Annotated in this window: 18 protein-coding genes; 9 read left to right on the forward strand and 9 right to left on the reverse strand. The window is 63.5% G+C overall.

Features of this window, described 5'->3' with window-relative positions:
- Positions 1–303: 303 nt before the first annotated feature.
- Positions 304–1503, reverse strand: coding sequence for a tyrosine--tRNA ligase (gene tyrS / locus J5M67_RS22420; protein WP_207887522.1), 1200 nt, complete (start codon positions 1501–1503; stop codon positions 304–306).
- A 182-nt stretch (positions 1504–1685) separates the two neighbouring features.
- On the opposite strand from tyrS, the gene J5M67_RS22425 reads away from it, so the two are divergent.
- Both J5M67_RS22425 and J5M67_RS22430 read left to right on the forward strand, forming a co-directional pair.
- The gene (locus J5M67_RS22425; RefSeq protein ID WP_207887523.1) at positions 1686–3131 is read left to right on the forward strand and encodes a peptidoglycan DD-metalloendopeptidase family protein; all 1446 of its coding nucleotides are present in this window, start codon (positions 1686–1688) and stop codon (positions 3129–3131) included.
- Between the two features lie 3 nt (positions 3132–3134).
- Positions 3135–4226 carry an anhydro-N-acetylmuramic acid kinase gene (locus J5M67_RS22430; protein WP_207887524.1) on the forward strand — a complete coding sequence of 364 codons (1092 nt, stop codon included), beginning with the start codon at positions 3135–3137 and terminating at the stop codon, positions 4224–4226.
- Between the two features lie 57 nt (positions 4227–4283).
- Here the strand turns inward: J5M67_RS22430 and erpA are convergent, their stop codons facing one another.
- On the reverse strand, positions 4284–4634 hold the full coding sequence (gene erpA / locus J5M67_RS22435) for an iron-sulfur cluster insertion protein ErpA (RefSeq protein ID WP_152219878.1): 351 nt from the start codon (positions 4632–4634) through the stop codon (positions 4284–4286).
- Between the two features lie 135 nt (positions 4635–4769).
- The gene (gene argC / locus J5M67_RS22440) at positions 4770–5804 is read right to left on the reverse strand and encodes an N-acetyl-gamma-glutamyl-phosphate reductase (RefSeq protein ID WP_207887525.1); all 1035 of its coding nucleotides are present in this window, start codon (positions 5802–5804) and stop codon (positions 4770–4772) included.
- A 274-nt stretch (positions 5805–6078) separates the two neighbouring features.
- Between argC and hemJ the strand changes: the two genes are divergently transcribed.
- The 4 genes from hemJ (at position 6079) to J5M67_RS22460 (ending at position 9533) form a co-directional block, all read left to right on the forward strand.
- Entirely contained in the window at positions 6079–6501 is a 423-nt protein-coding gene (gene hemJ / locus J5M67_RS22445; protein WP_207887583.1) for a protoporphyrinogen oxidase HemJ, read from the forward strand.
- 18 nt (positions 6502–6519) lie between these two features.
- On the forward strand, positions 6520–7488 hold the full coding sequence (locus J5M67_RS22450) for a nitronate monooxygenase family protein (RefSeq protein WP_207887526.1): 969 nt from the start codon (positions 6520–6522) through the stop codon (positions 7486–7488).
- 106 nt (positions 7489–7594) lie between these two features.
- On the forward strand, positions 7595–8689 hold the full coding sequence (locus J5M67_RS22455; RefSeq protein WP_207887527.1) for a DUF805 domain-containing protein: 1095 nt from the start codon (positions 7595–7597) through the stop codon (positions 8687–8689).
- Positions 8690–8744: 55 nt separating this feature from the next.
- The gene (locus tag J5M67_RS22460) at positions 8745–9533 is read left to right on the forward strand and encodes an SDR family oxidoreductase (protein ID WP_207887528.1); all 789 of its coding nucleotides are present in this window, start codon (positions 8745–8747) and stop codon (positions 9531–9533) included.
- Between the two features lie 7 nt (positions 9534–9540).
- Here J5M67_RS22460 and J5M67_RS22465 read toward each other — a convergent pair whose 3' ends face one another.
- Positions 9541–11022 (reverse strand): AAA family ATPase, encoded by a 1482-nt coding sequence (locus J5M67_RS22465; RefSeq protein WP_207887529.1) that lies wholly within the window; start codon positions 11020–11022, stop codon positions 9541–9543.
- Positions 11023–11114: 92 nt separating this feature from the next.
- On the opposite strand from J5M67_RS22465, the gene J5M67_RS22470 reads away from it, so the two are divergent.
- Together J5M67_RS22470 and coq7 are read left to right on the forward strand one after the other, a co-directional pair.
- Entirely contained in the window at positions 11115–11453 is a 339-nt protein-coding gene (locus J5M67_RS22470; RefSeq protein ID WP_207887530.1) for a histidine triad nucleotide-binding protein, read from the forward strand.
- Positions 11454–11549: 96 nt separating this feature from the next.
- The gene (gene coq7, locus J5M67_RS22475; protein WP_207887531.1) at positions 11550–12197 is read left to right on the forward strand and encodes a 2-polyprenyl-3-methyl-6-methoxy-1,4-benzoquinone monooxygenase; all 648 of its coding nucleotides are present in this window, start codon (positions 11550–11552) and stop codon (positions 12195–12197) included.
- Positions 12198–12314: 117 nt separating this feature from the next.
- Here coq7 and speD read toward each other — a convergent pair whose 3' ends face one another.
- Positions 12315–13109 carry an adenosylmethionine decarboxylase gene (gene speD / locus J5M67_RS22480; RefSeq protein WP_207887532.1) on the reverse strand — a complete coding sequence of 265 codons (795 nt, stop codon included), beginning with the start codon at positions 13107–13109 and terminating at the stop codon, positions 12315–12317.
- A 222-nt stretch (positions 13110–13331) separates the two neighbouring features.
- Positions 13332–13754: an OsmC family protein gene (locus J5M67_RS22485; protein WP_152219856.1), complete on the reverse strand. Its 423-nt coding sequence runs from the start codon at positions 13752–13754 to the stop codon at positions 13332–13334.
- A gap of 380 nt (positions 13755–14134) precedes the next feature.
- Here J5M67_RS22485 and crp point away from each other — a divergent pair, with 380 nt between their 5' ends.
- Positions 14135–14782, forward strand: a complete 648-nt coding sequence (gene crp, locus J5M67_RS22490; protein WP_207887533.1) for a cAMP-activated global transcriptional regulator CRP — start codon at positions 14135–14137, stop codon at positions 14780–14782.
- Positions 14783–14840: 58 nt separating this feature from the next.
- On the opposite strand, the gene trpC is transcribed toward crp, so the two are convergent.
- From trpC to J5M67_RS22505, 3 genes are read right to left on the reverse strand one after another with little or no spacing between them, the layout of a single operon-like run.
- Positions 14841–15677, reverse strand: coding sequence for an indole-3-glycerol phosphate synthase TrpC (trpC, locus tag J5M67_RS22495; RefSeq protein WP_207887534.1), 837 nt, complete (start codon positions 15675–15677; stop codon positions 14841–14843).
- Entirely contained in the window at positions 15674–16723 is a 1050-nt protein-coding gene (trpD, locus tag J5M67_RS22500; protein WP_207887535.1) for an anthranilate phosphoribosyltransferase, read from the reverse strand. Before trpD ends, trpC begins: the two co-directional genes overlap by 4 nt.
- Positions 16720–17316 (reverse strand): aminodeoxychorismate/anthranilate synthase component II, encoded by a 597-nt coding sequence (locus J5M67_RS22505; RefSeq protein WP_207887536.1) that lies wholly within the window; start codon positions 17314–17316, stop codon positions 16720–16722. Before J5M67_RS22505 ends, trpD begins: the two co-directional genes overlap by 4 nt.
- Positions 17317–17785: the final 469 nt, after the last annotated feature.

The following is a 17785-nucleotide window of genomic DNA, read 5'->3' on the forward strand; positions in this document are numbered from 1 at the left end:
TTATTTTCGAAAATCTCTTTTCTACTCAACCGCTTGCGCATCAGTGAAGGAAGCCTTCTCATCAGCGGGAGGCGCATTCTACAGCGATCAAACTCACTGTCAAGCACCTCGATGACCTTCTCTTCAGTTCGCTGCCGGAGCAGCCCATGAAGAGCGACAAGTGAATCACCTGCCTGATCACCGCCCCAACTTCGACCTACTGTAAGTGCTTGATTTTCAAGCTCTTTTCAGCGCTTCGTCGCTGGGAGTGGTGCGCATTATAGGGAGTTTAAATTGGCCGTCAACGACTAATTTAAACTTTCTTTACTCGGCAACCAGGGAGACGCGTGCAAAGGCCTTCTTGCCGGCCTGCAGCACGTGAGTGGCGCCGATCTTGAAGACAAAGCTGCGATCCACGACTTCGCCATCCACGCGTACACCACTGGAAGACAGCAGGTCGCGAGCGACCGCGGAGTTCTTCACCAGACCCGCCTTATTAAGGACAGCCCCGATCGGCAGATCTTCCGACGCCGCGACCTCTACTTCCGGCAGATCTTCCGGCAGCTCGCCATCCTTCAGACGGTTACCCGCGGACTTGTGCGCCGAAGCGGCAGCCTCTTCACCATGGAAGCGAGCAACGATTTCCTCGGCCAGCTTGATCTTGATATCGCGCGGGTTGGCGCCCGCCTCTACATCCTTCCTGAAGCCCTCGATCTCTTCCATCGAACGGAAGCTGAGCAGCTCGAAGTAACGCCACATCAGGGTGTCGGGAATCGAGACCAGCTTGCTGTACATGACACCCGGCGCCTCCTGGATGCCAATGTAGTTGCCCAGGGACTTGGACATCTTCTTCACGCCATCCAGACCTTCCAGCAGCGGCATGGTCAGGATGCACTGCGGATCCTGGCCATAGGCACGCTGCAGTTCACGCCCCATCAGCAGGTTGAACTTCTGATCGGTGCCGCCGAGCTCGACGTCAGCACGCAGCGCGACGGAGTCATAGCCCTGAACCAGCGGATAGAGGAACTCGTGAATGGCGATGGACTGGTTGCTGGCATAGCGTTTGCTGAAATCATCGCGTTCCAGCATGCGGGCAACGGTGTACTGGGAAGCCAGACGGATAAAGTCAGCAGGGGAAAGCTGGTCCATCCAGGTCGAATTGAAGGCTACTTCGGTCTTCGCGGGGTCAAGAATCTTGAAAACCTGGGCCTTGTAGGTCTCGGCGTTCTCAAGAACCTGCTCGCGAGTAAGGGGAGGACGGGTAACACTTTTCCCACTGGGGTCACCGATCATCCCAGTGAAGTCGCCGATCAGGAAGATCACCTGGTGCCCCAGCTCCTGGAACTGGCGCAGCTTATTAATAAGAACGGTGTGGCCGAGGTGCAGGTCAGGGGCGGTCGGGTCGAATCCGGCCTTGATACGCAGGGGCTGGCCGCGCTTGAGCTTTTCGATCAGCTCGGCTTCCACGAGAATTTCGTCCGCTCCGCGCTTGATCAGCGCCAGCTGCTCTTCGACCGACTTCATTGCAGGTTCCTGTACGTTGCGAATTGCGAAAGGGAACCAACGATACAAGAACAGGCACTAAAAACAAGTTTTGCCCGGCGCCAGAGGACAGGACGTCAGAAGCCCGTCAGCAGGGTTGCCTCTGAGGGAATTTGATTATATTTTAGGCAGTTATTTCACATTCCAAAAACACCACTCATGCCATGACGCAATCCAATCAGAAAGCGCCGTACTATCCGAAGAGTCACCTGCTGGCCGCAAGCGGTGTAGCAGCGCTCCTCAGCTTGGCTCTGCTGGTGTTCCCCTCGGCCGAGGTCGAGGCGAAGAAGACCACGCTCAATCTCGAGCTGGACAGCGGTACCGAGCAGATCCTCCAGGAAAAAGACGACCTTCGACCCAATCCGGTCACGGAAGACGACGGCTCTTCGCCTTTTGCACAGATAGAAGGCCAGCCGGACAACCAGAACAGCGCCGAACAAGACGCGGACAAGAAGAACGATCTCGCCGACTCGAGCAAACAACCCTCCCCCTCCGCCCCCGCAGACCCTGCGTGGAAGAGCGTGACCGTGGGCAAGGGCGACACTCTTTCCAACGTGTTCGCGAAGGCCGGGCTGCCGGCGAACGTCGTACACGACTTGCTTGCCGCCAACAAGGACGCCAAGCAGTTCACCCGTCTCGATGTCGGCCAGGACGTGGACTTCCTCATTGACGCCAAGGGCGAGTTGCAGGGCCTGAAGGTCAAGCGCAACGACCTGGAGACCATCAGCCTGAACAAGTCGGCCAAGGGCTATGACTTCAAGCGCGACCTGGTCAAGCCCTCGGTACACGCGAACTATGCCCACGGCCGCGTAGACAGCTCGCTGTTCGTGGCCGGCCGCAACGCCGGGCTATCCCATGATCTGATCATGTCGATGGCCAGCGTCCTCGGCTACGACATCGACTTCGCCCAGGATATCCGCGAGGGCGACGAGTTCGATGTGATCTACGAATCCCAGCAGGTGAAGGGCAAACAGGTGGGCACCGGGAGCATCCTCGCGGTGCGCTTCATCAACCGCGGCAAGGAATACACCGCGGTGCGCTACACCACCAAACAGGGCAACACCAGTTACCTGCGCGCCGACGGCAGCAGCATGCGCAAGGCATTCATCCGCACGCCGGTGGACTTTGCCCGCATCAGCTCGCGCTTCTCGATTGGGCGTTTCCACCCCATCCTGAACAAGATTCGTGCACACAAGGGCGTGGACTACGCCGCACCGATCGGCACCCCGATCAAGGCGACCGGCGACGGCAAGATCCTCGAAGCCGGCCGCAAGGGCGGCTACGGCAACGCCGTGGTGATCCAGCACGGCCAGCGCTATCGCACCGTGTACGGCCACATGAGCCGCTTCGCCAAGGGCATCCGCTCCGGCGTGGCGGTGAAGCAGGGCCAGATCATCGGTTACGTCGGCATGACCGGCCTCGCCACCGGCCCGCACCTGCATTACGAGTTCCAGGTCAACGGTCAGCACGTCGATCCCCTGAGCGCCAAGTTGCCGACGGCCGATCCGCTCAGCGGGCCGGAACGCAAGCGTTTCCTGGCTCAGACCCAACCGCTGATCGCTCGCATGGACCAGGAGAAGGCAACCTTCCTGGCCCTGAACAAGCGCTGAGTCATGCCGCTCTATCTGGGGGTGATGTCCGGAACCAGTCTCGACGGGCTGGACATCGCCCTGATCGAGCAAGGCGAGCAGACCACTCTGCTCGCCTCCCACTATATCCCCATGCCTGCCAAGCTTCGCGCCGACCTGCTGGCGCTCTGCTCTTCCGGTCCGGACGAAGTCGCCCGCTCCGCCCTCGCGGAAAACAGTTGGGTGCGCCTGGCCGCCCAAGGCATCAAGCAACTGCTGGCCCGAGAAAACCTGGACGCCAGTGAAATTCGCGCCATTGGCAGTCACGGCCAGACCATTCGTCATGAGCCGCACCTGGGCTTCACCGTACAGATTGGCAACCCGGCACTGCTCGCCGAGCTGACCGGCATCGACGTAATTGCCGACTTCCGCCGCCGCGACGTGGCAGCCGGCGGCCAGGGCGCGCCCCTGGTTCCAGCCTTCCACCAGGCGCTGTTCGGCCGGGATAGCCGAGAGTGCGCGATCCTCAACATCGGCGGCTTCAGCAACGTCTCCTTGCTCAGCCCCGGCAAGCCCGTGCGTGGATTCGACTGCGGTCCGGGCAATGTGCTGCTGGACGCCTGGATCCAGGAGCAACGCGGCGAAGCCTACGATCGCGATGGCGCTTGGGCAGCCAGCGGCAGCATCGACCCGGCATTGCTGCACGACATGCTGGCGGACGACTTCTTCGCCGCCAAAGGCCCGAAAAGCACCGGCCGGGAACGCTTCAACCTGAGCTGGCTGACTTCGCTTCTTGCCAAGCACACTGCGGTAAAAGCCGAAGATGTACAGGCGACCCTGCTGGAGCTGACGGCACACAGCATTGCCGCTGCCCTGCTGGATGCGCAGCCCGGTTGCCAGGAAGTAGTGGTATGTGGCGGCGGAGCTTTCAACACCACCCTGATGCAACGCCTGGCGGTGCACATGCCGGGTGCCAGCGTGATCAGCAGCATCGATCGCGGGGTGCCGCCAGAGTGGATGGAGGCCATGGCCTTCGCCTGGCTGGCCCATCGATTCCTCGAGCGCCTGCCCGGCAACTGCCCGGAAGTCACTGCCGCCCAGGGGCCGCGTATTCTCGGTGGGCTCTACCCGGCCTGAGCCGACCGCACAAACAAAAACGCCGCGCAATTGCGCGGCGTTTTCTTGACTACGGCATCAGATCGAGAAGGACTGACCGCAGCCGCAGGTGGTCGCTGCGTTCGGGTTCTTGATGACGAACCGCGAACCTTCGAGGCCTTCCTGGTAGTCCACTTCCGCACCGGCGAGGTACTGGAAGCTCATCGGATCAACCACGAGGCTGACGCCATCGCGCTCGACGATGGTGTCGTCGTCCGCGGTGTCCTCATCGAAGGTGAACCCGTACTGGAAGCCCGAGCAGCCACCGCCTGTGACGAACACCCGCAGCTTCAGTCGCGGATTGCCTTCTTCGTCGATCAGGTTCTTCACCTTGGTCGCAGCGCCGAGGGAAAACACCAGCGGAGTGGGGGTGAAGGTTTCGATGGTCATGGTGACAACTCTCCCGGCCGAAGCCGTACGTTACAACATTGCGGGCTATTATCCGCTTACCCCAGAAAAACGGTCAACTAATCCGACTCATCCTTTGGTCCAGATCAATCGACCGCCTCCCGGGGCAATCCTTCCTTACGGCAGCAGCGCGACGTTGGACAGGCCCATGTGCTCGTCCAGGCCGAACAGGATGTTCATGTTCTGGATCGCCTGGCCGGACGCGCCCTTCACCAGGTTGTCGATCACCGACAGGATCACCACCAGGTCGCCGCCCTGCGGACGGTGCACCGCGATGCGGCAGACATTGGCGCCGCGCACACTGCGGGTTTCCGGATGGCTGCCGGCCGGCATCACGTCGACGAACGGCTCGTTGGCATAGCGCTCTTCATACAGCTTCTGCAGATCGACGCCACGGTCGGCCACGCGCGCATACAGGGTTGCGTGAATGCCACGGATCATCGGGGTCAGGTGCGGGACGAAGGTCAGGCCGACATCGCCTTTTGCGGCGCGGCGCAGGCCCTGGCTGATTTCCGGCAGGTGACGGTGACCCTTGACCGAGTAGGCCATCATGCTCTCACCAGCCTCGCAGAACAGCGAGCCGACCTTGGCGCCACGACCGGCACCGCTGACGCCGGACTTGCAGTCGGCGATCAGTTGGCTGGCATCAGCCAGGCCCTTCTCCAGCAACGGGATGAAGCCGAGCTGGGTGGCGGTCGGATAGCAGCCGGGAACAGCGATCAGGCGCGCAGCCTTGATGGCCTCGCGGTTGACTTCCGGCAGGCCGTAGACGGCTTCGGGCAGCAGTTCGGGCGCGCCGTGGGGCTGGCCGTACCACTTTGCCCACTCCTCGGCGTCCTGCAGGCGGAAGTCGGCGGACAGGTCGATCACCCGGGTCCCGGTGGCCAGCAGCTCGCCGGCCAGGGCATGGGCCACGCCGTGCGGGGTGGCGAAGAACACCACGTCGCAGTCGCCCAGGCGCTTCACGTCCGGCACGCTGAACGCCAGGCCGTCATAGTGGCCTCGCAGGTTCGGGTACATGTCGGCGACTTTCACGCCCTCCTCGGAGCGCGAGGTAATCACCTCGACGCGCGCCTGGGGATGCTGTGCCAGCAGGCGCAGCAGTTCCACGCCCGTATAACCCGTGCCACCTACGATACCGACCTTGATCATCTACCTGTCACTCCACCTATGGGGCCAAATTCAGGGGCAACCATGATATGAGCCGCTGCACCCGCTGAACAGAGCGAATCCGCATGGGGTCGACCATTCTGTCGGCCCGCGGTTTCCCCTTTCCGATCAGCGCACCGGCAAGCGCAGCTCCCGACACCAATCGACACGGGAAAACGATCACCGCCGCAGCGCTGCTGCGCTGCTGCGCCGAGGATGACGCCATTGCACCACGCCACTACTATCGGCTCATCACCGATCCGAGGAAGTCCCGATGCTGTACCTGTGGCTCAAAGCCTTTCACATCATTGCCGTGGTCTGCTGGTTCGCCGGCCTGTTCTACCTGCCGCGCCTGTTCGTCTACCACGCCATGAGCGAGGACGCCGCCAGCCGCGAGCGCTTCTGCGTAATGGAGCGCAAGCTGTACCGCGGCATCATGGGGCCGTCGATGATCCTCACCATCGTCCTCGGCGCCTGGATGCTCTACCTCAATCCGGCCTGGCTGAGCCAGGGCTGGCTGCACGCCAAGCTCACCCTGGTGGTCCTGCTGATCGGCTACCACCACGCCTGCGGGGCCATGCTCAAGCGCTTCGCCCGTGGCGAGAACGCCCGCAGCCACGTGTTCTACCGTTGGTTCAACGAAGTACCGGTACTGTTCCTGCTGGCCATCGTCATTCTGGTGGTGGTCAAACCCTTCTGACCCGACAAGGAGACCGTCATGTCCCTGCCCGCCCTGCTCGACCGCCGCCTGCGCGTGCCCCTGGTGGCGGCACCGATGTTCCTGGTGTCCACTCCGCAACTGGTGCTGGCCTGCTGCAAGGGCGGCATCGTCGGCAGCTTCCCGGCGCTGAACCAGCGCGAAAGCAGCGGCTTCAAGGCCTGGCTGGAGGAAATCGAAGCGGGCCTCGCCGCCGATCCCAAGGCGGCGCCCTATGCGGTGAACCTCATCGTCCACCACAGCAACCCGCGCCTGCAGGCGGACCTGGCGCTGTGCGTGGAGCATCGGGTGCCCATCGTCATCACCAGCCTGGGTGCCGTGCGCGAGGTAGTGGATGCGGTGCACAGCTATGGCGGACTGGTCTTCCACGACGTCACCACCCGCCGCCATGCCGAAAAGGCTGCGGAGGCCGGGGTCGACGGCCTGATCGCGGTTGCCGCCGGCGCTGGCGGCCATGCCGGTACCTGGAGTCCCTTCGCGCTGGTCGCGGAAATCCGCCAGTTCTTCGACAAGACCCTGCTGCTGGCCGGCTGCATCAACCACGGCCACGAGATTCTCGCCGCCCAGGTGCTCGGGGCCGACCTCGCCTATCTCGGCACGCGCTTCATCGCCACCCGCGAGAGCAATGCGTCCACCGACTACAAGCGGATGCTGCTCGAAGCCCGCGCCGCCGACATCATCCATACGCCCGCCGTGTCCGGCGTACCGGCCAGCTTCATGCGCCAGAGCCTGGAGGCCGCCGGCTTCGACCTGAAGCGCCTGACCGACAAGGCCGACATCAACTATGGCGAGAAGCTCAAGCCGGTGAGCGACGAGGCCAAGGCCTGGAAGACCGTCTGGTCGGCCGGCCAAGGCGTCGGCAACATCCATGACCTGCCGTCCGTGGAGGAGCTCATCGCGCGGCTCGACAACGAATACCGCCAGGCCCTGACCCGCAGCACGACGCTGCCCGGCCACCTGCTGGTCTGACCAGCCCCACCGTCTGCCGATATGTGCATCGGGGCAACTTGTTGCCCCTCAATGGCGCTATTACGCTGTATCGATCTCACCACAGCCCGCTGACAAGGATGCCCCAATGGACCAAGCCCGTTTCAAGATCGTGTTCGACGGCACGCTGATGCCGCAGACGCCACTGGAAACCGCCAAGGAGAATCTCGCCCGCCTGTTCAAAAGCGACACGTCGAAGATCGACGCGCTGTTCAGCGGCAAACCCGTAGTCCTCAAGCGCGACCTCTCCGACGACGAAGCCGACAAGTACCTCCGCGCCCTGCATGGCGCAGGCGCCAACGCCCGCAAGGAAGCCGAGGAACGGGCGGGAGGCCTGAGCCTGGTCGAGACCGACGACCATCCCAGCGAAGCGACGGCTGCCAACCAGGCTCCCGCCGAAACGATCCGCGACGACCAGATGGCCTGCCCCAAATGCGGGCATGTACAGCTCAAGGCCAGCGACTGCGCCGCCTGCGGCATCATCATCGAGCGGTATCTCGCCCGGCAGGCCGAGATGAACGCCAGCGTAGCGGCGCCCGCCATTGGCGCATCGACCGCCTCCCCCTACGCACCGCCGCAGGCCCGTGTGGGTGACGAACTGCCGGAGTTCGGCGAACTCAAGCCCTTCACCAGCGAAGGCCGTATCGGCCGGGTGCGCTACCTGGGCTGGAGCATGGCGCTGTTCCTGGTCGGCATTCCGATCTTCCTGCTGGTGGCCGGTGCCTTCGCCCTGTCCCAGACGCTGGGCATTCTGCTCGCGGCCGTCGTGTTCATCGCCTACGTGGTCGTCGGCATCATGATGGGCGTCCAGCGCCTGCACGATGTCGGCTGGTCGGGCTGGCTGATGCTGCTCAACATCGTCCCGGTGGTCGGCAGCGTGTTCCCTCTGCTGATGATGCTGATCCCCGGCAACGACGGCGCCAACCGCTACGGTCCGCCGCCGCCGCCCAACAGCCGCGGCGTGGTGGCGCTGGCCTGGAGCATGGTGATCGTTCCGGTGGTGTTCGGTATCCTTGCCGCCATCGCGATTCCCAGTTACGAGCAGTACGTCGAGCGCAGCCATGCGGCCCAGTACCAGCAGGCCGAACCGGATGCCGCCGCCCCGGCCGAACCGTCCAGCGAGTTCAACAGCGGCGATACCGAAGGCGCGGACTCCGACGACGCCGGCAGCACCGACCAGTAATGCAACAACCCGTGGCGGGCGTGGTCGAACGCCACCCCGCCACAGAGACCTTTGAATGCCTCGTTTTGCCCTCATTACCGGCGCCTCCAGCGGCATCGGCCTGGCCCTGGCCGAAGCTCTCGCCCGGCGCGGCCAGGCGCTGATCCTGGTTGCCCGCCAGCGCGACGCGCTGGACAGCATCGCCTGTGAGCTGTCGCAACGCTTCGGCGTCGAGGTGCTGTTCCGCGTCTGCGATCTCTCCGAGCCGCTGCAGATCTCCGGCCTGCTCCACGAACTGGAGCAAAGCGGGCGGCAGATCGAGCTGCTGGTGAACAACGCCGGCATCGGCACCTCGGGCGCCTTCGTCGATCATGACTGGTCCGGCGAGCAGGAACTGCTGGAGCTCAACGTGCTCGCCGTGGCGCGCCTGTGTCACGGCATCGGCGCCATGATGGAGCGCAGCGGCGGCGGGCAGATTCTCAACGTTGCCTCCATGGCCGGATTGCTGCCCGGCCCGTGGATGAGCAGCTATTACGCCAGCAAGGCGTTCGTGCTGCATTTCTCCGAAGGCCTGCGCGAAGAGCTGAAAAAACGCGGCATCAAGGTCTCCGTACTCTGCCCCGGTCCCACCCGCACCGCGTTCTACCGCAACGCCGACATGCACCTGGGCAAGGTCGGCAACGACAAGCGGATCATGTCCCCGGAACAGGTCGCCTTCCTCACCGTGAAGGCCCTGCGCCGAGCGCCCGCCATCATCATTCCCGGCTGGCGCAACCGTCTGTTTGCCCAGGGTGTGCGACTGCTGCCGCGCTGGGTCATGCGCAAACTCGCCGGTCGGATCAACCGCATGGCGCTGGCCAACTGAGGCGAACTCAGTCGGCCCGCACGGTGCGGCCGTCGGCCCACTCCCGCAATGCGGCCAACTCCTCCGCCATCACCACCGACAGCGGCGCCGTCCGCCGGATTTCCTCCAGCAGCAAGGACTGATCCACCGACTTCTGCCGTGCCTGGGCGGCATAAAAGGCGCCGACCACGGCCTGCTCGATCTCCGCGCCGGAAAAGCCCTCGGCGGCATCGGCCAGCGCGCCCGGCTCGAACTGCGCCACATCCAGTTCGCGGCGCGCGAGGTGGATGCGGAAGATGTCCATGCGCACATCGCGATCCGGCAGATCGACGAAGAACAGCTCGTCGAAGCGCCCCTTGCGCACCAGTTCCGGCGGCAGGCGGTCGATGGCATTGGCGGTGGCGACCATGAATACCGGCGCCTTGCGTTCGGACATCCAGGTCAGCAGGGTACCGAGCACACGCTGGCTGACCCCGTTGTCCTGGTCGCCGGTGGCCACGCCCTTCTCGATCTCGTCCGCCCAGAGCACGCAAGGCGACATGCTGTCAGCCAGGTGCAGCGCCTCGCGCAGGTTGCGCTCGGTCTCGCCGAAATACTTGTTGTACAGACTGCCGAAATCCAGACGCAGCAGCGGCAGGCCCCAGAGCCCGGCGACAGCCTTCGCCGCGAGGCTCTTGCCGCCGCCCTGCACGCCGACCAGTAGCACGCCCTTGGGAAGGTCTTTCTCCTTGCCCTCGGTGAAGGCGCCCTGCCGCTCGCCGAGCCAGCGTTTGAGGTTCGCCAACCCGCCCACTTCGGCGAAGCGCGCGGTGTCGTGCTCGAAGCTGAGCACGCCATCCAGGTTGAGCAACTCGAATTTGGTGCGATTGAGTTCCGGCAAGTCTTCCTGGGTGATCGCACCGTCGTTGCAGATCACGCCCCGCGCCAGCAAACGGGCCTCGCCGTGGCTCAGGCCGCGCAGGTTCTTCACCACCTGACGCAGGGTGCGATTGTCAGTGCGCACGCGCGCTCCGCTGTTGCGCTCGCTCCAGCGCGCGGCCTCCTCGCGGACGATGCCCACCAGTTCGTCCTCGGAGGGCAACGACAGTGCGAAACGCGCGGCGAAACGCTGGATCTCCGCGGGCAGCTTCAGCGCATGGGAGACCAGTATCACCGTGGGCTTGAACGTCCCTTCGGCCATGGCGATCTCCTTGAGCAGGCGGACCGCGCGGGGACTCTCATTGAGATAGGGATGCAGGTCGCAGAGCACGTAGAGGGTCGGCTGCGGATCGGCCTTGATCAGCCGCAGTGCGGTTTCCGCCTCTCGGCTGTCGCCCTCTCCCTGCGGCTCGCCGCCGAATCCCAGGCGCTGCAGACCCTCGGTCGCCGACCACAGCCGCAGGTCGAGCCCACGGCGCACCGCAAGGCCGGTCAGGGTCTCCAGTACCCTTGGCTCGTCCCAGGACTCGATCACGATCAGCTTGACCCTGGAATCGAGCACCAGGCCCAGGTCATGGATGTCGTTCTGCACGCTGGCTCCTTGCGAATACCGCCGCGAGTCTGGGCGGTGCGGGTCACGGCCGCTAAACTCCTGTTCCAACCAACCAGATCGGAGGAACGTCCGTGGACTGTTTGTTCTGCAAGATCGTCGCCGGGGAGATTCCCGCGCGCAAGCTCTATGAAGATGACAAGGTGATAGCCTTCCATGACATCGGCCCGCAGGCGCCGGTGCACTTCCTGGTGGTTCCCAAGAAGCACATCGCCACCCTCAACGACCTGCAGGAAGCGGACAAGCCGCTGGCCGGCCATATCCTCTTCACCGCCCAGCGCCTGGCGAAGGAACTGGCCTGCGACGAAGGCTTCCGTGTGGTGATGAACTGCAATGACCTGGGCGGGCAGACCGTGCATCACATCCACATGCACGTGCTCGGCCAGCGTCAGATGCATTGGCCGCCGGGCTAGTAACCGGCTACCGGGACTCTTTGCGCGCACCACGGCAAGACCTGTCATCCGCCATCCGGTAAACTGCCAGGCGAATGTTCTTACCGGAGGTGCGCCATGTCCGCCGACCGTCACTACTCCCCCGCCGACCGCTTCCTGCTGCAGGCCGATGCCGCCTTGCGCACCCTGCTGCCCTTCAGCGGTCACCCCGGGCGCCCGTCACCGGCCATCGTCCAGCCGGACGCCGAGCTCAGCGAAACCGACGCCCGCCACGTCGCCGGGCTGATGCGCATCAATCACACCGGTGAAGTCTGCGCCCAGGCGCTGTACCAGGGCCAGGCGCTGACCGCCAAGCTGCCGAAAGTGCGCAAGGCCATGGAAGCCGCCGCCGACGAAGAAGTCGATCACCTGGCCTGGTGCGAACAGCGCATCCGCGAACTGGGCAGCCGACCGAGCCTGCTCAACCCGCTGTTCTACGGCCTGTCGTTCGGCGTCGGCGCCGCCGCCGGCCTGATCAGCGACCGCGTCAGCCTCGGCTTCGTCGCCGCCACCGAGGACCAAGTGTGCAAGCACCTCGACGAACACCTGACGGAGATTCCCGCCGAGGACCAGAAGTCCCGCGCCATCCTGGAACAGATGCGTTCCGATGAACAGCACCACGCCACCAGCGCCATCGAGGCCGGCGGCCTGCGCTTCCCGGCGCCGGTGAAGTTCGGCATGACCCTGCTGTCGAAGGTGATGACCAAGTCCACCTACCGGATCTGATCCGGCCAGAAACGAAAAAGGGCGCCCACCGGGCGCCCTTTTTCGTTTCCACTATCGAGCATTACGAACGCAGGAGAGACAAGGCGAAAAGCCGTATCTCCCAGCGCAGTCGCCCGATCAGCGCGGCATGTTGCGCGCGTAGAAGATTTCCAGCATCTCGTGACGCACACGCTCTTCCACCTGCTTGCGCTGCTCGGGCGACAGGTTGCGGGTCGCATCGCCGAACAGGTAGTTATCCAGGTCGAATTCCTTGAGCAGCATCTTGGTGTGGAACATGTTCTCCTGGTACACGTTCACGTCGGTCATTTGATAGGCCTCGTACGTGTCGTCGGAGAGATAGTTCTGGATCGAGTTGATCTCGTGGTCGATGAAGTGCTTCTTGCCTTCCACGTCGCGGGTGAAGCCACGTACGCGGTAATCCACGGTGACGATGTCCGAGTCGAACTGGTGGATCAGGTAGTTGAGCGCCTTGAGCGGCGAGATGACGCCGCAGGTCGACACATCGATGTCCACCCGGAAGGTCGCAATGCCTTCCACCGGATGGATCTCCGGATAGGTGTGCACGGTGATGTGGCTCTTGTCGAGGTGCGCCAGGATGGTTTCCGGTAGCGGCCCCGGGGATTCCTCGATCTGGCTGTCGGTCGGGGTGACCGGCTGCTCGGAGATCAGGATGGTCACGCTGGCGCCTTGCGGATCGTAGTCCTGACGGGCGATGTTCAGGATGTTTGCGCCAATGATGTCGACAACATCGGTGAGGATCTGCGTGAGACGTTCAGCATCGTACTCTTCGTCGATGTACTGCACGTAGGCCTGCTGGTCTTCAGGCGTCTCGGCATAGCAGATGTCATAGATGTTGAAGCTCAAGGTCTTCGTCAGGTTGTTGAACCCGTGGAGCTTGAGTTTGCTTTTCACCGTGGGAACTCTCTTCAATGCGGCTCTGCCGCGTGGTTGAGCATGCCCGTCAGATGCGTACGGCGCACCTGCGTAGGACGGTTTACACCTCTTCGCGATGGCGATTGTGGTTGCTTGGTTTCGGGCCGGAGAGCCCGGAAAAAAGGTGGCGCATTATGCAGAGGTCAGGCGACCTCTGCCAGAGTTTGCGCACCCTTGATGATGAAAGGATGAAGCTGGCTGTCAGCCGAGTTCGACGATCTCGTAGTCGTGGGTGATCTCGACGCCGGCGCGGCCGAGCATGATCGAGGCGGAGCAGTACTTCTCGGCCGACAGCTCGACCGCACGCTTGACCTGCGCTTCCTTCAGCCCACGGCCCTTGACCACGAAGTGCACGTGGATCTTGGTGAATACCTTCGGGTCTTCGCTGGCGCGCTCGGCTTCGAGGAAGGCCTCGCAGCTTTCTACCGGCTGGCGGCCCTTCTTCAGGATGCTCACCACGTCGAAGTTGGTGCAGCCGCCCAGGCCAAGCAGCAGCATTTCCATCGGGCGCACGCCCAGGTTGCGACCACCGGCATCCGGCGGACCGTCCATCACCACCACGTGGCCGCTGCCGGACTCGCCGAGAAACATCGCTTCGCCAGCCCACTGGATTCGCGCTTTCATTGAGAAGAACTCCGCCGAAAAAAGGGGCGCCAGCTTATCACAGCCCTTTCCACCGCCCAGGGGAGGCGCCGGCTGTTAGCTGTGTCTCAATTCGGCGAGGCCTACAGACATTTATCACTTAAGCTGGCGCCATTTTACTGGCACACTCTCGGAAATTGTCCCGACGAATGTTCCGGTTTTCCCATTGTTGGTAACACATCGTCTGTTAATCTCTTGCCCGATTACCTACAGGCAAGTCATTGCACCAAGGGACAATCTTGCCGCCCTGGGGATCGAGGGGGATCCAGCCAGGGACATGCGGCGCCACTACTCATACTGAATAAAAAATCATTAGACGCCTGTTGTGCAAAGGCCACTCTTTTACTTTCCGGGACTCGGGCATGGTAGCTATTACCCTTACACCCAAAATCAAGAACCTCGACAAGCTTCTCGCGCACTGCCACCGCCGCCGCTTCACCGCCAAGAGCACCATCATCTACGCCGGGGATCGCTGCGAGAGCCTGTTCTTCATCATCAAAGGGTCGGTTACCGTCCTGATCGAGGACGACGATGGCCGCGAGATGATCATCGGCTATCTCAACACCGGTGACTTCTTCGGGGAGATGGGGCTCTTCGAGAAGGAAGGCAGCGCCAGCCAGGAGCGCAGCGCCTGGGTCCGCGCCAAGACCGAGTGCGAAGTCGCCGAGATCAGCTATGCCAAATTCCGTGAACTGAGCCAGCAGGACCCGGAGATTCTCTTCACCCTCGGCAGCCAGATGGCCGACCGCCTGCGCAAGACCACGCGCAAGGTCGGCGACCTGGCCTTCCTCGACGTCACCGGCCGTGTCGCCCGTACCCTGCTGGACCTGTGCCAGCAACCGGACGCCATGACCCACCCGGACGGCATGCAGATCAAGATCACCCGCCAGGAAATCGGCCGCATCGTCGGCTGCTCCCGCGAGATGGTCGGCCGCGTGCTCAAGAGCCTGGAGGAACAGGGTCTGGTGCACGTGAAGGGCAAGACCATGGTGGTCTTCGGCACGCGCTGAGATTTCCGTGGATGCAAAAAAGCCGGCAATCGCCGGCTTTTTGTGTCCGCAGGAAAGATCAGTCCGGATCGGCGCCCAGCTTGACCTTGCCCTGTTCGGGGAAGAACAGGCGCTTGAGCTCGGTACCCGGCTCCTCGGCACGCATGAAGGCTTCGCCCACCAGGAAGCCGAACACGTCGCTGACTTCCATCAGCTCGACGTCGGCGCGGTTGAGGATGCCGCTCTCGGTGATCACCATGCGGTCGCGCGGGATTTCCGGCAGCAGGTCGAGGGTGGTTTCCAGGCTCACCTCGAAGGTGTGCAGGTTGCGGTTGTTGATGCCCACCAGCGGGGTGTCCAGGGTCTTCAGCGCACGCTCCAGTTCCGGGGCATCGTGCACTTCCACCAGCACGTCGAGGCCGACGTCCTTGGCCACCGAGGCCAGCTCGACCATGCGCGCATCGTCCAGCGCCGAGACGATCAGCAGGATGCAGTCGGCGCCAATGGCACGGGCTTCAACCACCTGGTACGGATCGATCATGAAGTCCTTGCGGATCACCGGCAGCTTGCACGCGGCACGGGCTTCCTTGAGGTAGGCATCGCTACCCAGGAAGAAGTCCACGTCGGTCAGCACGGACAGGCAGGCTGCGCCGCCTTCCTGATAGCTGCGGGCGATATCGGCCGGGTCGAAATTCTCGCGCAGGACGCCCTTGCTCGGCGAAGCCTTCTTCACTTCGGCGATGACCGCCGGCTCGCGGCGCTTGGCGCGCTCCAGCAGGGCGTTGGCGAAACCGCGTGGGGCGTCGGCGGCACGCGCCAGCTGCTCCAGCTCGGCGATGCTGACGCGGGTGCGGCGTTCGGCGACTTCTTCGGCCTTGCGGGCCAGGATCTTCTGCAGAACCGTCGGCACACTCACTGTGCGTTCTCCTCTCGGTAAACGGCGGTGAAGGCCGCCAGCTCTTCCATCTTCTCCCGCGCCAGCCCCGTGTGCAGGGCGTCGTGGGCCAATTGCATGCCTTCGTGCAGGCTGGTGGCCAGGTCCGCGGCGTAGAGCGCGGCGCCGGCGTTGAGCACGATCAGCTCGGCGGCCTTCTGCCCGGCTTCGGTCTTGCGCCGACCGAGGGCGTCACGGATCAGCTCCAGCGACTGCTGCGGGCTGTCCACGGTCAGGCCGATCAGGCTTTGGCTCTTGATGCCGAAGTCTTCCGGCTGCACTTCGTATTCGCTGACCACGCCGTCCTTCAGCTCGGCGACATGGGTCGGCGCGGCGAGGCTGAACTCGTCCAGGCCATCGCGGGAATGCACCACCAGGATGTGCTCGCTACCCAGGCGCTTGAGCACCTCGGCCAGCGGGCGGCACAGCGCCTGGCTGAAAACGCCGACCACCTGGTGCTTCACGCCGGCCGGGTTGGTCAGCGGGCCGAGCATGTTGAACAGGGTACGCAGACCCAGCTCGCGGCGCGGACCGGCGGCGTGCTTCATGGCCTTGTGGTGGACCTGGGCGAACATGAAGCCGACGCCGACGGTCTCGATGCAGCGTTTCACCTGCACGGGCTTCAGGTCCAGGTAGATGCCGGCGGCTTCCAGCAGGTCGGCGCTGCCGCTCTTGCCGGAGACTGCGCGGTTACCGTGCTTGGCGACCTTGCCACCCGCCGCGGCGACCACGAAGGCAGCCGCCGAGGACACGTTGAAGATGTTGGCGCCGTCGCCACCGGTGCCGACCACGTCGACCACGTGCTTCAGGCTATCCAGTTCGACCTGGTCGGCCAGTTCGCGCATCACAGAAACGGCGCCGACGATCTCGTCGATGGTCTCGCTCTTCATCCGCATGCCCATGAGGAAGGCGCCGATCTGCGCGTCGGTGCACTGCCCGGTCATGATCTCGCGCATGACGTCCTGCATTTCCTCGGTGGTCAGGTCCAGCTGGTTGACCACACGGCCGAGGGCTTCCTTGATGTTCATGCGCGCACCCCACCGGTCTGCTTGAGGAAGTTGGCCAGCATTTCATGGCCCTGTTCGGAGAGGATCGACTCCGGGTGGAACTGCACGCCCTCGACGTTCAGCGTCTTGTGCCGCAGGCCCATGATCTCGTCGACCGAGCCGTCCTCCAGCGCCGTCCAGGCGGTGATTTCCAGGCAGTCGGGCAGCGTCTCGCGCTTGACCACCAGGGAGTGGTAGCGGGTCTGGGTCAGCGGATTGTTCAGGCCGGCGAATACGCCCAGGTCCTTGTGGAACACCGGGCTGACCTTGCCGTGCATGACCTGGCGGGCACGCACCACATCGCCACCGAAGGCCTGGCCGATGGACTGGTGGCCCAGGCACACGCCCAGCAGCGGCAGCTTGCCGGCGAAGCGTTCGATGACTTCCAGGGACACGCCCGCCTCGTTCGGCGTGCACGGACCGGGGGACAGGACAATGCGTTCGGGATTGAGCGCGGCGATCTGGTCGACGCTCAGTTCGTCATTGCGAATGACGTGGATGTCGGCCTTCAACTCGGCGAAGTACTGCACCAGGTTGTAGGTGAAGGAATCGTAGTTATCGATCATCAGCAGCATGTCTGCTCGAACCTCATGATTGCACTGCTTTCGGATCGCGCCATCGTCGACACCCGTTGCGGCCTCGCAGGCTGCGCGAATCTGGCAATTATGCCAGTGGATGGAGGAAATGGACGCGTAAGAAGAGACCGGCGCTATGCCGGGAAAGAAGGAATCAGGCGCGCCAGCGCCAACGGGCGAATGCCTTGAGGAGGGAGGTGATGATGCGGCTGCGGTGGATCACGGTTGCGGTCTCGCCTAGCGATGCCCGAACAGTAGCCCAAGGCCGGGCGCCAGCGCAATACGCACGGCGCCTCTGCCGACGATTCGGTAGCACAGACGATCTCTGCGCAGGATGAAGGGGCTTTTGATTTTGTAGGAGCGGACTCCGTCCGCGATGAGCCGCGCGCACGACCAGATCGCGGACGGAGTCCGCTCCGACGGAAAAGAAAAAGCCCCGCCGAAGCGGGGCCTTTTCAACGAGCAGGCA

The sequence above is a fragment of the Pseudomonas sp. 30_B genome (assembly GCF_017491605.1).
Taxonomy (GTDB): Bacteria; Pseudomonadota; Gammaproteobacteria; order Pseudomonadales; family Pseudomonadaceae; genus Pseudomonas.